We start from the raw sequence: 14,607 nt of genomic DNA, 5'->3' as shown, positions 1-14,607 counted from the left end.
GCTTAGGAGGCTCATTGCGCAGGTTCTCGGAAATCTTGGATGAAGGCGTCGAGCACGGCCTCGTCATACGGGGCGTGCTGCGAGGTGATCTGATGCAAGGGACGTCCATCGATTCGCTGGTTCGGATCCGCGATCAGAATTACGGACTGGTCGGGGTAGTCGGCAATGAAGCGCTCGGCTTCACGCAGCCAGGGTCCCAGTCGCTCTGATGACGGTGGGAGGAGGGCCGTCGGAAGATTGAGCAATCGAGCGTCTCGTCGGAGCCAGTTCGCCGCGCCGCGCACGAAGCCGAAACGGGCGCCGAGCGATGACAATCTGCGAGCAACGTCTTCAGCGTCGCGCTCAGGCGCGACGACTTGTTCGACGCCGACGCCCACAAGGCGCTCGATCAGATGAGTGTCGGACGCCTCAGGGGCGACCAAGAGGACGCCGCGGGGCATAAGGCCTTGGCGCGGGGCGTAGCCACCCCATGGCCGCGGGGCCGTTGCCGGGGTGGGCGTCTCGGGCGGCGAGACGGATTGGGCGCGACACGCGGTGCAGCGGCCGCAAGCCTCCGGCGCGGCTTCGGGTTCAATGAGACGATAGGTGCTTCTCAAGAGGCAATCCGTGGCCTGGCGGCGCATAGCCTTCACAAAGGCCCGCAACTCCGCTCGCGCTTCCAACACTTCGCGGTCTCGGCCCTCAAAGATTTCTGTCCAGATTTGGTCCCATCGGATCTGATCTGTCAGGTTCAGCAGGTCATCGCGGTCGACGGACACGCGCCAGTGGACAGGGATGTCGTCCTTCTGGGGAGCGTCGGCGTCGACAGTCAGAACGCCCTGTCGTTGCAGCAGATTGAGTAGGCTGCGGTTCCAACCGCGATTGCGCTCGCCAGTGTAACGTGGATCCATGCCCTCCCGCGCCGCATCAAGGGGAAGGGTCAGACGCGTCGCCGCTGTCTGGGGATCACGGCCGTCGACGTTGGCCGCGGCCAAAAGGGCCCGCCAGCGCGCTTCCGCTATGTCGCGGGAGAGCCACCCGCCGCCGGCCATGGAGCCCGCGTCGTCCTCATCCGACTGGAAGCTGTCCTCCTCGGTCGCGCGTCTTCCCTGCGGCTTTGAGGTCTCGCCCTTCGGAACCCAAAGGGTCACGCCCAAACCTTGGTGGCCATCCCGAGACGCCCGCCCAACCTCTTGATACCAGCGCGCGGCGCCTTCGGGGAGGCAGGCGTGGATCACCGTGCGGACATCGCTCTTGTCGACGCCAAGGCCGAAGGCGGAGGTCGCGACAACGAGGTCGAGATCGCCGTCGGCCCATTGTGAGACGATACGGCGGCGGACATCGCCGTCGGCGACTGCCCCGGTGAACAAGGCGATGCGGCGATACCCGCCGTCTCTGACGAGACGGGTGTGTAAAGCCTCGGCATGGTCGACCCGGGTCGTGTAAACGACAGCCGGGCGGGGCGCGCGGTCGATCAGGCGAAGGAGGGCGTCGTTGCGCGCCTCGTGGGTCTCAAAGTCTGCGGCGGCAAGGTCGAACTGATAACGGGGACTGCGCGCGTGGATTTCGCTCCAGTCGCCCGACCCATAGTCATTGCGCAGAACGTTTAGGGCCGATGGGTTCAAAGTCGCTGACAGAAGAACTGTGCGAAGCGCGGGGTTCTGACGGCGGAGTTCGCTGATGAGCGCTGGAAGGCGTTGGAAGTCCGGTCGGAAGCTTCGGCCCCAACTCTCAACGATATGGGCTTCATCAATGAATACGCCGGCGAGGATTCCCTGAAGGCCATATTTTTCAGCGGCGTCCAGAGGGAGGGCGGTCTGCAGCAAATCTTGTCGCGCAAAACCAAAAGCGGCTTCAGGCGACAAGAGCAGAATCGGGATTTCTCCATTCCGGAAGCGCGCAAGGACGTCTTGTCGCTCCGTGAGTGAGGTCGATCCACTGAGCGCACGCGACGCCTCAAGGCCGGGCATCGTCTGCAGCGTCCGTTGGTGATCCTCGGCGAGGGCGACGGTGGGGACAACAACGACCGCGCAGGCTCCCGGCGTCGCTTCCCGCCACCAGAGGGTCGGCAGTTGAAACAGCAGGCTTTTGCCGGCGCCGGTCGGCATCGACGCCATTAGGCTCGCGCCATCCGGCGACGTGAGAATAGCCTGGATCGCAGACTTCTGGGTTCGGCTCCGATATCGGCGGTGCGTTGTCAGTCGCAGGAGGGCGGCATCAGGCTCTGCGGTTGCCGCGACGCCGCGTGGGTCTGGATCGACCCGCATCGCCCGGTCCAATCCGAGCGCAATATCATCTAGGTTCTCGTCGAGGATCCGCACGGCGCCGTCGTGGGCGAGGGCCAGGCCGAAGCGTCCAAGCGCGGCGATGTCCTCGTCGGCGATTGGGATCGGGGGATAGGCTCGGCCGCCGCTGAGCCTTGCGAGTTCTCGCAGCATCGCCAATCGGTCGGCGGTTGTTTCGGCCGCGCAGAAGGCGTTGCTTGCCTTGCCTTGGGTTTTGGCCAGCCAGGCCTCAGATTCGGTCCCACCCATCAAGGCGCCCCGGGCCCTGTCTGGATTGGTGGTCTGGACCGGTATTCGGTCTCTCTCTTTGGATTCGGCACGCTTCCCCCTAGGGGTAGTCAAGCGCAGCAACCGGACGTTGGCAATTGCTAAGGTGCCGCAGTCACTAAGAAATTAGGACTGCGTCGAACGCCAGCGTTCGAACCCGCTCTGCCTGAGTTCGCAGGCGGGGCATTGGCCGCATCCGCGGCCCCAAAGGTTCTGGGTTCTGACGTCGCCGTTGTAGCAGGTTAGGGTTTCAGCCCGGATCAGCTCGACCAGGTCTGCGCCGCCGAGTTCGTCCGCCAGTTCCCAGGTTTGGGCCTTGTCGATCCACATCAGCGGCGTCTCGAGCACCAGACGTGTCTCCATGCCGAGGTTCAGCGTCACCTGCAGCGATTTGATCGTGTCGTCGCGGCAGTCTGGATAGCCCGAGTAGTCGGTCTCGCAGACGCCGGTGACGATATGCTTCAAGCCGCGGCGGTAGGCGACGGCGGCGGCGAAGGTCAGAAAGAGGAGGTTGCGGCCCGGCACGAAGGTGTTGGGCAGACCGGAGGCTGCTGTGGTGATCGCCATGTCCTGGGTCAGGGCCGTGGCGCTGATCGCCCCCAGGGCGCTCAGATCGAGGATGCGGTCCTCGCCGAGTTTGGAGGCCCACTGCGGAAACTGCGCCTTCAGGGCGCTGAAGACGGTTTGACGGGCGTCGAGTTCGACCTTGTGGCGTTGGCCGTAGTCGAAGCCGATGGTTTCGACCCGGTCAAACCGATCCAGCGCCCAGGCCAGGCAGGTGGCGGAATCCTGGCCGCCCGAGAAGAGAACCAGGGCGCCGCTCACGCGGCTTCACCGAAGTAGGTGACCTGGTCCTCGGTGGAATCACGCAGAACCGAGACGCTGAACAGGGTCGGCACGTCGTCCTCGAGTTTGCGCCAGATGTAGGCGCACAGGTTCTCCATCGTGCCCGGACCGAGATCATTGATCTCGTCGAGAAAACGATGGTCCAAGGCGTCGCGAGCCTGGGCTAGCTTGAGGGCCAACAGGGAGGTGTCGATGATCATCCCGCTGACCGGATCTGGCTTGCCCCGAAGCGTCACCAGAGCGCGGTACGAATGTCCATGAATCCGCCGGCTGCCCTCGGTCTCGATGACCCGTTCGAGGGTGTGGGCGCAATCGAAGCGGAATTGTTTGGTCAGTTCATACATGGCGTGGTTGTCAGAGGATCATGAGTCGGGGGCGGAAGGGGAGGCGGTTAGGCGTCGACGGCTTCGTGGCGAGCGGCCCGGCGGGACCGGATGTCTTTGCGAACGATGCCTTCGAGATAGCGCGCGAGTAAGGAGACATCGGTCGGGGTCACATTGAGCGCCTTCCAGTGGCGGACATCCCCATTGCCGAAGTCCCACGACCCTTCCGTCCAGGCCGTCTTGCCTTCAAGGGCGGAGAGACCGCGCATGAAGTCGCTCCACGACCGAGCGTCGTCCAGTTGGGCCAGGGTCTCCATCACATAGCCCATGGCCTGAATCCCGGCGCCGCCGATCAGACGCGAAGATGACGGTTTGTGGCCCCACCAAGCCTCGGGGAAGGCCATCTGCACGGCCTTGTAGAACTCGCTGATCAGGTCAAAACACTGACGCTCGCCATTGGGCTCCTGCACCATCAGGCGCATCACCCCATCACTCAGCGAGTTCATCAGCACCTTCTGGATCGCCGTGTCCTTGATCACGCCGGTCGGATTGGTGTGCTGGTAGATCTGGCCGCGCAGCGCCGACGAGGCGTTGAAGTTGAGGCGCTCGGTGAGGCGCGCCGCCAGTTGTCGACTCTGCATGCGGTCCGGAAGGCCGTCGACCCCGGGCAGCAGTTCGTAGATCAGCGACTTCGGCAGTGGTCTGGTGTTGTTGATCAACACGAACTGGCGACGCAGTTCTTCCTCGTCTCGGCAGACCAGAAGCGAGACAAACAGTTGAAAATCGCGTCGGTGCGAAGTGCTCAAGGCGGTCAGGCGCTGTTGGCCGTCGACGACCAGTCCTTTGGGGGCGTCGTCGCCCGTAGGGATGGTGATCCGGCAGATGCCGCCGTCGAGGTCTTCAAGCGTCACGCCGCCGGTGAAGGCGACGACGATGGCATTGGGCAGAACGGCTTGATCCGTCTCGAGGTAGTCGCGGATCTCGCGGATATGGCCGGCGATCTGCGGACGTTGGAAGCCGCTCAAGGCGCCGTCCTGGTCGCGTCCGACCCGCTCGATCTCGGAGAAGGCCAGGACCTGGTCGGCCGTAGCCGCGAAGGTGAGGACATCGTGGTTTGCGCTCTGACGTGCGCGGGCCGCTAGGAAGGTCAGGGTGGACTGGGTCATGGCATCAGGTCTGCGGGTGTGGACAGGGCGTCCACCACGGATTTGAAGGCGCCGAGATTATGGATGCCCCGGCGTTTGTTGCGATTGCTGGCGCGGAAGATGATCACTTCGATGCCGACGTCGCGGCAGATGGGGCAACCGCATCGACGCCACGGCTTGGCCGCCAGGGTCGTCCGGTAGCGGGCGCGGAGTTTCTCCATCGTCGGCGCATGGCGAACCTCGTCGTAGGGCCGGCCCATGGCCAAGACGGCATTGTAGGTCAGGACCGTCTCCAGCACGCCCTCGAGGTCGAGGTCGTCGTGGTCATAGGCGCGTAGCGCCTTGAGCGCCGCTGCCTCCATGGCGCTGAGATCCTCGGCGCGGACGTCGCCTTGGCGCACATGGCGTTGCAGGCGAGGGTTTTCGAGCGCCTGGGGGATGCGCACGGCGGTGTAATATTCCAGACCGCCGTTCTCTCTCAGCCAGTAGTTTTGCTTGTCGTCCTTGAACGCCCGCAGCAGCGGCGAGGTCGTGTCGATGCTGGTGATGTGGAACGGGGCGAACTCGTGGATGTCATTGGCCTTGGCGAAGCCGAGGATGTGGATCCGGGTCGATGCCGGGACCGCGTCGCGAATGGCGGCCAAGCAAGCTTTGATCTGGACGGACTTCAGGGGGACCATGCCGCCGATCGCCAGATAGTCGTAGCCCATGGCCACCAGACGGCGGGCCGCCTCGGCCATGCTTTGCGGCGACCAGCCTTGGACCACGCCCATGGGGGTGAAGCCGCCGCTTTGATCCGCCTCGCGATGGAAGGCCTCGGCGTTCTCGAGCGTCAGGTCGAACCGCCGATGCGCTTCGGCGCTGCCGCCTTCCATGCCGCGCACGGTCTCGTCGAAATCGAAGATGATATGGTCGACCGAGCAGCCATGGGTGAAGCCGCAGTCGTGGTAGAACTCCGCCGTATCGGCCGGCGTATAAGGGGGGACGGCTTCCTTGACGTAGGTGAAGGCGCCGCAGTCGCCGAAGAGGGCCAGGTCGGCGAACTCTGGCTTGTTCAGGCGCAGAAACTCCCGCGCGCCGACCCGCCGAAACCGCATGGCCTGGGCGTCGGTGTATTTGCCCGCGACCGGGCCGTCGCCGACGATGCCGCGCGAGACCAGCATGCCGTGATAGGGCGGATAGCCCAGGATCTCGTGCGGATAGGCATCGTCCCAGTAGGGTTTGCGCCCCGGGGCGTTGCGGTCGTTGAGGAAATCGTAGCCAGGGTCCACGAAGTCCAAACTGTCGGCGAATATGAACTTCATCGGGCGGGTCGCGATAGGTCTCGGTCAAGCTTGAGCAGCAGGTCGCTCAAACCCTTGATGTGGCGGGTGGTGGCCTGGACCTCGTTCCAGGGCCAGTTCAGGTCTTCCCAGACCCCGTCGACCCAGCAACAGCGGGGCGCGAGGCGGGCGAGGGCGGCGGCGACCGCGGCCTTGGGGTCGGAAGTGGCGTCAGCGCGTGTCCAGATAGGGTCCATCAACGCCCCCATGACCTGGATGCCGGCAGCATGCATCAAGCGGCTCTCCGTCGAGGGCTTGCCCCAAGCCTCAGGAAAGGCGTCGCGGACCGCGCTCCAATAGTCGACCAGGGCTTGGTAGGCGGCTTCCAGGCCGCCGTCCCCGTCGTACGCGCCCAAGGCTCCGCCGGGACGCAGGTTAAGGCGGATCGCCTTGGCCAGAGCGCTGTCGGTGACGACACCGGTCGGCGAGTTCGGTTGAGATTCCCGTTTGACCAGGCCGAAGAACGGGGAGGCGGGGTCGTCATTCAAGGCCGTGCAGAGTTCACTTGGCGCCTGACGGGGCTTCAGCGACCGAGGCAGGTTCACGCCCATCTCCGGCAGCAGTTCGTCGATGAGGCGCGGCGACAGAGGCTTGGCCTTGTTGACGAGGATGAACTGCTCGCGCCGGGCCGTGACGTCGTCGGACTGGAAGGCGATGACCGGCACGAGGAGGTCGGCGCGGCCGGCCTTGGCCAGGGCGAGGGATCGCTGTTGACCGTCGACCACCCAGGCGGCGCGTTGGCCGGCTGGCCTGAGCGGCAAGGTCAGTTCGCCGCTGCGCACCTGACCGTCCTCGCCGGAAGGACCGCGCGAGGACTTAAACCGCACGTCTGAGGAGAGGGCGAGGATGATGGCGTTGGGGAAGAGGACCTGCCCCTGCTTCAGAAACTCGGCGATCTCCGCCACATGGGTTTTGATCTCGCGGCGCTGGAAACCCTCCAGTTCGCCATCGGCGCGCTTGAGGCGGCTGATGTCGGCCAGTTCGGCGACCTGGTCGCCAGGAACGAAGAAGGCGTAGACAGCGACATCCGAACCCTGGTGCGTCTTCAGCGCACGGACCACGACCTTGCTCATTGGACCCTCTCCGCCTTGACCGCGTGGAACAGGCCTTGAAAACGGCCCTGCTCGCAGGCGAGGCCCAAGGTGTCGCGCAGGCGTCGGAGCATGATGGTCGACTGACCGTTCGCCGCCGCCCAGTTCTCGCGGATCACCTGCTTCAACTCGTCATCGGTCATGCGCCGGCGCACGGGAACCTCGCGGGCACTCAAACCGTGCAGGGCCTTCGACACCTGGGCCGCGTCCTCGTATGGCGAACCCGTCTGGGCGATTTCGGTGGCGAAGTGGCGAAGCGCCCGTTGGGCGAAGTCGCCTTGGGTCCCGGCGAGATCCCCGCGGACCGCGTCGAGGCGGTCGTCATAGGGCATCCAGGCGTCGCTCAAGATCGCCCCGGCGCCTTGTGGAGCCTCCTTGCTGAACAAGCGAAGGCGGGCCCGATCCGAAGCCGGCCAAGCCGACCACTCGGCGGCCACCATCTCCAAATAGGCCGAAGAGACCGCCGCCAGGATCAAACCATCGCCGAGCATTGGCGCTTGGGCAGCAAAGGGCGACGCGGCTTGGATCGCCGCCCACCATTCGCTTCGTCCCCCGCCGGTCTTCAGGCGAATGTCGTCCGCGTCTCCCCGCGCGGTGGTCAAACTATAGGCCGGCGCCTTGGTCTCGCTGTCGACCAGTCCTAGCCCGGCTGAGATGATGGCCAGTCGCCCCGAGACGTGATCGGCCGCGCGCCGAGCCTCGGTGAACCCCCTGCCGCCATATAGGTCGCCGACGGTCTGAGCCGCAGGCGCGACGGCTAGCCGTTCGGACCAGGACGTCGCGACGTCAGACGCCGTTCCCTGCGCCAAGGCGCGCGCATGCAACTCGGCCGAGGCCGGGGCGCGCTTGCGTTTGGTGCAAAGGGTGAGAACGAGAGTCACGGTTTCGCGGCCTAAGATCCGTTTTCCAGCGTGCAGTTTTCGCGCGAAGGGGATTCATTGAGGCGTGTAGTTTTTCACGCGCAACGCGCGAAATCCAGGGAAAAACGCAGCCATCGGACATTTGGTCCGGTGCGACACGACGAAAGCGAGCTGGTCCAACCACTTAGCGGATTCGTCGTTGGTGTGCGCCGTCTCTCGAGCGAATAGCGCCGCTTGGGGCGTGGACCTTGGCGGCTCGTTGGCTAGGATGGAGAGCGACGGGGAAGGGTGTGCGCATGGATCTTGAGGCGATGGCGGCGGCCCTGACCGCGAGCGGCCGCTACCGGGTGCTGACCAAACTCGAGCCATCGGCAGCCACGCCGCCGCCGAGCGGCGGCGACTGGCGCATGGGTCTGTTCGTCGATGTCGAGACGACGGGCCTGGATCTCGTGCACGACGAGATCATCGAACTGGCCATGGTACGGTTCTACTACGGGCTGGATGGTCAGGTGTTGGGCATAGGCGAGACCTTCCAGGGCTTCCGCGAACCATCCCGACCGATCACCCCGGAGATCACGGCCCTGACCGGCATCGATGAGGCGATTGTGCGCGGCCAGGTCATCGATCCGGACGCGGTGAGGGACTTCGCCGCCTCGGCGGCCATAGTGATCGCCCACAACGCCGCTTTCGACCGCCCCATGCTCGAGCGGTTTAGCGAAGTCTTCGTCACGCGGCCTTGGGGATGTTCGATGACCCAGATCGATTGGGCAAGCGAAGGCGCGGACGGCCTCAAACTCGTGCACCTCGCTGCGCAGGCCGGCTTCTTCTACGACGGACACCGGGCGGCCAACGACTGTGCGGCGGCGATCGAACTCTTGCGTCGGCGTCTGCCCGTCAGCGGTGATTTCGGATTAGCGCGTCTCTTGTCCGCCGCCCGACGAGCGACCTGGCGACTGCGGGCCGAGGGGGCGCCTTTTGAAATGAAGGATGCGCTCAAGGGGCGCGGCTATCGTTGGGACGATGGTTCGCGCGGTGCGCCTCGTGCCTGGTGGGTCGATGTCGGCGAGGAGGCGTTGGAGGCCGAAATCGCCTTCCTACGGGCGGAGATCTACCAGCGGGACGTCGATTTCGCGCCGCGCCGGATCGACGCCTCCGACCGGTTTTCAGCGCGGATCTAGCGGCGGGCAGACTGGCGGCGTCTCACCCTGTCTGAAGCTCGTCGATCATGGCGAGCATCTCCTCCAGTTTCTCGCGGGCCGCCGCGAGCTTGCGCGCCGCAACCAGATCCTGGCGATCCGCTAGCGCGAGGACGGTCTCTAGGACCTCGTCGGAGTGGCGCATAAGAACGACGAGGTTCTCACCGCTCGGCGCGTTCTTGGCCTCGAACCAGTTGCGCACCGCGCGCTCGTTCGCGCGGGTCAGTCGAACCACGCGCTTCACCGATCCCGGCGTGCCGCCGAACTCCCTACGAATGGCGTCTGCGACGGCCTCGGCGAAGCTGGGTTGCTGATCCGGTTGCGGCGGCCGAAGAAGACTTCTTCCGGAATTCGACCGAAGTTTTCGGTCCTTCTGCGTAGGCGACATACAGCGCTCCCCCCTCGTAGATGTCCCGACGTCGCCGCCAGCAGGAGTGAGACGTTTGAAGGGAGCCGAACCCCTTATGCGCGCTTGGGAGAACAACCCGGCCGTATCCCACAGCGTGCGTTTACGCGCCGCTCAATACGTTCGCATGTCGACCGAACATCAGAAATATTCGACGGAGAACCAGGCCGACATCATCGCGGGTTACGCGGAGCGACGAGGCTTCGAGATCGTCAAGACCTACGCCGACCAGGGCAAGAGCGGCTTGCGGATCGACGGCCGTGAAGCCCTCAAACGTCTGCTCGCGGACGTCCAGGCCGGGCGCGCCGATTATGATGTCATCCTGGTCTATGACGTGAGCCGTTGGGGGCGGTTCCAGGACGCCGACGAGAGCGCCTATTACGAGTACCTGTGTCGCGAGGCAGGGATCAGCGTCCACTACTGCGCCGAACAGTTCGAGAATGACGGGAGCCTAACGGCCACCATCATCAAGGGCATGAAGCGGGCCATGGCCGGCGAGTATAGCCGTGAACTCTCCGCCAAGGTCTTTACGGGCCAATGTCGCCTGATCGGACTGGGCTACCGGCAGGGCGGACCGGCAGGCTTTGGTCTGCGGCGCCAACTCGTCGATGAGCAGCGGCGTCCCAAAGCGCTTCTGGATCGGGGCGAGCACAAGAGCCTGCAGACGGATCGGGTAATCCTGACGGCAGGACCCCAAGATGAGATTGATGTCGTCCAGCGGATCTACAGGATGTTCGTGCTGCAACGGCGTTCGGAGCGTGAGATAGCGGTCCGCTTGAACGCCGAGGGGATCGCCACCGACCTCGACAGGCCTTGGACGCGTGGGACGGTGCACCAGGTCCTGACCAACGAGAAATACATTGGCAACAACGTCTACAACCGCGTCTCCTTTAAGCTGAAGAAGAAGCGCGTGCTCAATGCGCCCGACGCTTGGGTCCGCGCCGACGGCGCTTTCCAGGGAATCGTCGATCCCGAGTTCTTCGCGGCTGCGCAGAGAATCATCAGCGATCGCACGCGGCGCTTCACTGACGAGGAACTCCTCGAGCGACTGACCGAGTTGCTGGGGCGCAAGGGCTGCCTCTCAGGTCTGCTCATCGACGAGGTCGAAGACATGCCGTCGAGTTCGACCTATCGGCAGAGGTTCGGCACACTGCTTCGGGCCTACCAACTGGTGGGCTACGACACCGGGCGGGATTACCGCTACCTCGAGACCAATCGGGTGCTGCGGGCCCTCCATCCAGACGTGGTCTCCCGCACGGTTGCGGAGGTCGAGCGACTGGGCGGCGCGATCCGGGTCGACCCGGTGACGGACCTCCTGACCGTCAATGATGAGATCACGGTTTCGGTCACGGTCGTCCGGTGTTCGCAGACCGCTGCTGGCGGACTGCGGTGGAAGCTGCGCCTGGACGCCGGACTGAAGCCGGACATCACGATAGCCGTGCGGATGGACGCCACGAACACCGTCGCGAGAGACTATTACCTCCTGCCTTGGCTCGACGTCGGGCCAATGGGCCGGGTCCGCATGGCCGAGGCGAACGGCATCTTCCTCGACGCCTTCCGCTTTGACGATCTGGATGCCTTCTTCGAACTTACGCGACGCACGTCGATCAGGATTGCGGCATGACCGATCTCATCTCTGACGTCCGGTCCATCCCCGTCGCTGAGATCACGGTGCTCAACCCTCGCTCGCGCAACAAGAAGGTGTTTCAGGAATTGGTGGCCAGCATCGCCAACCTCGGGCTGAAGCGGCCGATCACGGTGAGCGCGCGGGCAGACGGCGGTTATGATCTGATCTGCGGGCAGGGGCGACTGGAGGCCTTCATGGCCTTGGGACAATCCGAAATCCCGGCGCTCGTGACGGAGGCGTCCGAGGAGGATTGCTTTGTCATGAGCCTGGTCGAGAACCTGGCTCGACGTCAGCACCGGCCCGTCGAACTGGTCAAAGAGATCGGGGCCTTGAAGGCGCGGGGCTACTCGACCCAGGAGATCGCCATCAAGACGGACTTCAGCGCCGAATACATCTGGGCGATCTGCTTCTTGCTCGACAATGGCGAGGAACGCCTCATCGCCGCTGTAGAGCGCGGCGTCATCCCGCATTCGGTGGCGATGGAGATCGCCAAGGCCGACGACCGGGAGGTTCAGGGCGCGCTGGCGGACGCCTATGAGCGCAAGGCCTTGCCCGGCAACCAGGTCTTGGCGATCCGGAGGATCATCGAACAGCGCCGGACCAGCGGGAAAGCTGGCCGCTCCGGCGCCCGCGAGGGCGGGGGAGGGCCGCGTACTAGAGTGACCGCCGACGTCCTCGTGCGAGCCTACCGCAAGGAGACCGACCGGCAAAAGCTCCTGGTCAAGAAAGCGGCCTTGACCCAGAGCCGCCTCGTCTTCGTCGTCAACGCTTTACGGCGACTGCTCGACGACGATCATTTCGTCACCCTGCTGCGCGCTGAGTCTATGCACACCCTCCCGCGTCCGCTGGCTGAACGCCTGGGTGCGTCGGGACGCTGACATGAGCAAGGACGTGAAGGCAGCCTTCGAAGACCGTCTGGTGACCTTGGCGCTCGACGACATCTTGCCGATGCGGCGGCTCACCGACCAGGCGTTGAAGTCGGTCAAGTATCGGCGGATCTCTCGCTCTGTCGAGGAGGTGGGGGTTATCGAGCCCCTCGTGGTGGCGCGACCGAGAACGCCCGGCGCCTGGATGCTGTTGGACGGCCATGTCCGCCTTGCGATCCTAAGAGGCCTCGGCGCCGTCGAAACCCGCTGCCTGGTCGCGGACGACGACGAGGCCTTCACCTACAATCGTCGGGTCAATCGACTGGCGACGATTCAGGAGCATTACATGATCGTTCGCGCCCTGGAGCGTGGCGTCTCGGAAGAGAAGTTGGCGCGGGCGCTGGACGTCGACGTCAAAGCAATTCAGCGCCGCCGTAGTCTCCTCGAGGGCGTGGCGCCCGAGGTGGTCGATCTTTTGAAGACGCATTCGGTCAATCCGGTCACCTTCGACGTGTTGCGCAAGATGCGTCCCATGCGTCAGGTTGAGGCGGCCGAGTTGATGCTGTCGGCGAACAACTTCACCTCGGCCTATGCCAAGGCTCTGCTGGCCGCGACTCGTCAGACGGATCTGATCCGGCCGGACAAGCCTAAGCGGGTCGGCGGCATGACCTCGGACCAGATGGCCCGGATGGAGCGGGAGATGGCCTCTCTGACCAAGGATTTCAGGGCGCTCGAGGCGTCCTACGGCGACGACGTGCTCCATCTGGTCCTCGCCAGCGGCTATCTGAACCGCTTGTTGGGCAATACCCTCATCGAACGCTATCTGACGACGCGACATCCTGAACTGGTTGAGGAATTCCGGGCAATCATCAGCGCATCGTCGCTGGACGAGGCAGACCGTCCAGAACCGTGAGTTTGACGCTAAACTGAGGGCGAAGGCATTTGATGTCTTCGGGCTAGGACTCCGGCCTTACCCAGGCCGGGGTGAAGCGGATGCGCTGCCGGACCAGTCGATGTGCCCGAGGCGAAATGCGAGGTGATATGCGGTTGGCCGAGTTCATCTTATCAGCCGAATGACGGTCGCCACGGCGGCGGGCGCTAGGGCGATCAGCACGAAGAGGCCGGTCAAGATGGCGACGACAGCCCAGACTCCGTGCGCACCATCACCGTCTAGATTGAAGCGGCCGCTGCGAACGGACACCCGGTTCGGCGACCGCTGCGGTTCGATGTGTTTCGGCTTGATGAGCTTCACCCGCAAATCTCCATTGAAAGAAATCTGCTGGGAAGCAAGGAAGAATTATTGGAGGCCGTGATTCCGAAATGTCCGTCAAGGGGTTTGAGCGTCTTGCGAACTGGATTCTGTGGTTACGAATCCGGTTGACCGGACGCGTAGTGCGGTTGGGCGATAGATCATCGCACTTGCGGCGACGTTCGCCATCGGTGAGACTCCTGAGATGAATTTCAATCTCGATCATCTGCCGCCCTTGAAGCGGGCGGAGCTGCTTCGCGTGGTCGAGGTGCTGAAGGCCTCGTTCGCCGAAGCGATTTCGACGCGAAACGCCGAGCGGTTGAAGAATGGTCGGATCCTGAAGATCATCCTCTACGGATCATATGCGCGCGGCGACTGGGTGCATGACCCTGTCGGGCGGTATTTCTCGGACTTCGACATACTGATCGTGGTCGATCATGAAGATCTGACCGACAGTGAGTTTTGGGATGCCGCACTGTGGCGGACGACGCCGGGTGTATCGCGTTTACGGACCCCGATCAGCTTCATTGTGCACAGTCTGGATGACGTGAACCACCAGTTGGCGCGCGGGCGGTCGTTCTTTGCGGATATTCTACGCGAGGGGGTCGTGCTGGAGGATACGCCAGGAGTGGAGTTCGTGACGCCTAGTGAGTTAGCACCGAGGGTGGCCCTGGAGGAGGCTCGCATCTCATTTGAAGAGTGGATTCCTCGCGCCTCAAGTGCACTGATGGGTGCGGAGTTCTTTATTGAGAAGGGGGAGCCAAACGATGCAGCATTCCTTCTTCACCAGGCTGCAGAGCGTCTCTATCATTGTATCCTTCTTGTGTTCACGCAGTACAGTCCAAAGTCCCATAATCTTGTCTTTCTGCGGCGCCGGTGCGAGCCGTTAGACTTGCGATTGGCAGAGGCATGGCCGCACGACACCAAGTTTGAGCGGCGTTGTTTCGAGCTTTTGCGGGCGGCTTACGTAAAGGCGCGATACTCGAAGCATTACAAGATTACGCCCGAGGAACTGGCCTGGCTGGGAGAGCGGGTCGAGGCTCTTCGAGTCGTTGTCGATCAAGTCTGTCGCGAGCACCTTGATCGTCTTGGTGCGCAGGCGGCAGCGAGCAATAGCCGCCAATAACTCAAAGGCGAACTTTGGA

The 14,607-nt window shown here is 63.8% G+C and carries 14 protein-coding genes; 5 read left to right on the top strand and 9 right to left on the bottom strand.

The annotated features are described in order from the left end of the window. Positions 1–11 precede the first annotated feature (11 nt). The 7 genes from KWG56_RS05870 to KWG56_RS05840 form a co-directional block, all read right to left on the bottom strand. Positions 12–2,513: a DEAD/DEAH box helicase gene (locus KWG56_RS05870; protein ID WP_219354082.1), complete on the bottom strand. Its 2,502-nt coding sequence runs from the start codon at positions 2,511–2,513 to the stop codon at positions 12–14. Positions 2,514–2,657: 144 nt separating this feature from the next. After that, positions 2,658–3,356: a 7-cyano-7-deazaguanine synthase QueC gene (gene queC, locus KWG56_RS05865; protein ID WP_219354081.1), complete on the bottom strand. Its 699-nt coding sequence runs from the start codon at positions 3,354–3,356 to the stop codon at positions 2,658–2,660. Beyond that, complete coding sequence (locus KWG56_RS05860) at positions 3,353–3,721, bottom strand: 6-pyruvoyl trahydropterin synthase family protein (protein ID WP_219354080.1); 369 nt, start codon at positions 3,719–3,721, stop codon at positions 3,353–3,355. Before KWG56_RS05860 ends, queC begins: the two co-directional genes overlap by 4 nt. Before the next feature lie 47 nt (positions 3,722–3,768). Then, positions 3,769–4,866, bottom strand: coding sequence for a DGQHR domain-containing protein DpdB (gene dbpB, locus KWG56_RS05855; protein WP_219354079.1), 1,098 nt, complete (start codon positions 4,864–4,866; stop codon positions 3,769–3,771). Beyond that, a complete protein-coding gene (gene dpdA, locus KWG56_RS05850) occupies positions 4,863–6,149 on the bottom strand; it encodes a tRNA-guanine transglycosylase DpdA (RefSeq protein WP_219354078.1) in 1,287 nt (428 codons plus the stop codon). Before dpdA ends, dbpB (KWG56_RS05855) begins: the two co-directional genes overlap by 4 nt. Next, positions 6,146–7,240 carry a DGQHR domain-containing protein DpdB gene (gene dbpB, locus KWG56_RS05845; RefSeq protein WP_219354077.1) on the bottom strand — a complete coding sequence of 365 codons (1,095 nt, stop codon included), beginning with the start codon at positions 7,238–7,240 and terminating at the stop codon, positions 6,146–6,148. The genes dpdA and dbpB (KWG56_RS05845) overlap by 4 nt, the downstream gene beginning before the upstream one ends. Next, positions 7,237–8,067: a hypothetical protein gene (locus KWG56_RS05840; protein ID WP_219354076.1), complete on the bottom strand. Its 831-nt coding sequence runs from the start codon at positions 8,065–8,067 to the stop codon at positions 7,237–7,239. The genes dbpB (KWG56_RS05845) and KWG56_RS05840 overlap by 4 nt, the downstream gene beginning before the upstream one ends. Positions 8,068–8,414: 347 nt before the next feature. Between KWG56_RS05840 and KWG56_RS05835 the strand changes: the two genes are divergently transcribed. Further along, entirely contained in the window at positions 8,415–9,296 is an 882-nt protein-coding gene (locus tag KWG56_RS05835; RefSeq protein WP_219354075.1) for a 3'-5' exonuclease, read from the top strand. A 22-nt stretch (positions 9,297–9,318) separates the two neighbouring features. Here KWG56_RS05835 and KWG56_RS05830 read toward each other — a convergent pair whose 3' ends face one another. Further along, positions 9,319–9,702: a hypothetical protein gene (locus KWG56_RS05830; RefSeq protein ID WP_219354074.1), complete on the bottom strand. Its 384-nt coding sequence runs from the start codon at positions 9,700–9,702 to the stop codon at positions 9,319–9,321. 76 nt (positions 9,703–9,778) lie between these two features. On the opposite strand from KWG56_RS05830, the gene KWG56_RS05825 reads away from it, so the two are divergent. Genes KWG56_RS05825 through KWG56_RS05815 form a run of 3 tightly spaced genes read left to right on the top strand, consistent with a single transcriptional unit; the run spans position 9,779 to position 13,126 of the window. Then, positions 9,779–11,344 (top strand): recombinase family protein, encoded by a 1,566-nt coding sequence (locus KWG56_RS05825; RefSeq protein ID WP_280638403.1) that lies wholly within the window; start codon positions 9,779–9,781, stop codon positions 11,342–11,344. Beyond that, positions 11,341–12,225, top strand: coding sequence for a plasmid partitioning protein RepB C-terminal domain-containing protein (locus KWG56_RS05820; RefSeq protein ID WP_219354072.1), 885 nt, complete (start codon positions 11,341–11,343; stop codon positions 12,223–12,225). Before KWG56_RS05825 ends, KWG56_RS05820 begins: the two co-directional genes overlap by 4 nt. Positions 12,226–12,265: 40 nt before the next feature. Then, positions 12,266–13,126: a plasmid partitioning protein RepB C-terminal domain-containing protein gene (locus tag KWG56_RS05815; RefSeq protein ID WP_244999731.1), complete on the top strand. Its 861-nt coding sequence runs from the start codon at positions 12,266–12,268 to the stop codon at positions 13,124–13,126. A gap of 144 nt (positions 13,127–13,270) precedes the next feature. Here the strand turns inward: KWG56_RS05815 and KWG56_RS05810 are convergent, their stop codons facing one another. Beyond that, positions 13,271–13,465 carry a hypothetical protein gene (locus tag KWG56_RS05810; RefSeq protein ID WP_219354070.1) on the bottom strand — a complete coding sequence of 65 codons (195 nt, stop codon included), beginning with the start codon at positions 13,463–13,465 and terminating at the stop codon, positions 13,271–13,273. Positions 13,466–13,667: 202 nt separating this feature from the next. On the opposite strand from KWG56_RS05810, the gene KWG56_RS05805 reads away from it, so the two are divergent. Beyond that, complete coding sequence (locus tag KWG56_RS05805; protein WP_219354069.1) at positions 13,668–14,588, top strand: HEPN domain-containing protein; 921 nt, start codon at positions 13,668–13,670, stop codon at positions 14,586–14,588. Positions 14,589–14,607: the final 19 nt, after the last annotated feature.

The sequence above is a fragment of the Brevundimonas nasdae genome (assembly GCF_019395145.1).
GTDB lineage: Bacteria > Pseudomonadota > Alphaproteobacteria > Caulobacterales > Caulobacteraceae > Brevundimonas > Brevundimonas nasdae.
The sequence above is the reverse complement of the archived record's forward strand: the minus strand, read 5'-3'. Positions and strand labels throughout refer to the sequence as shown.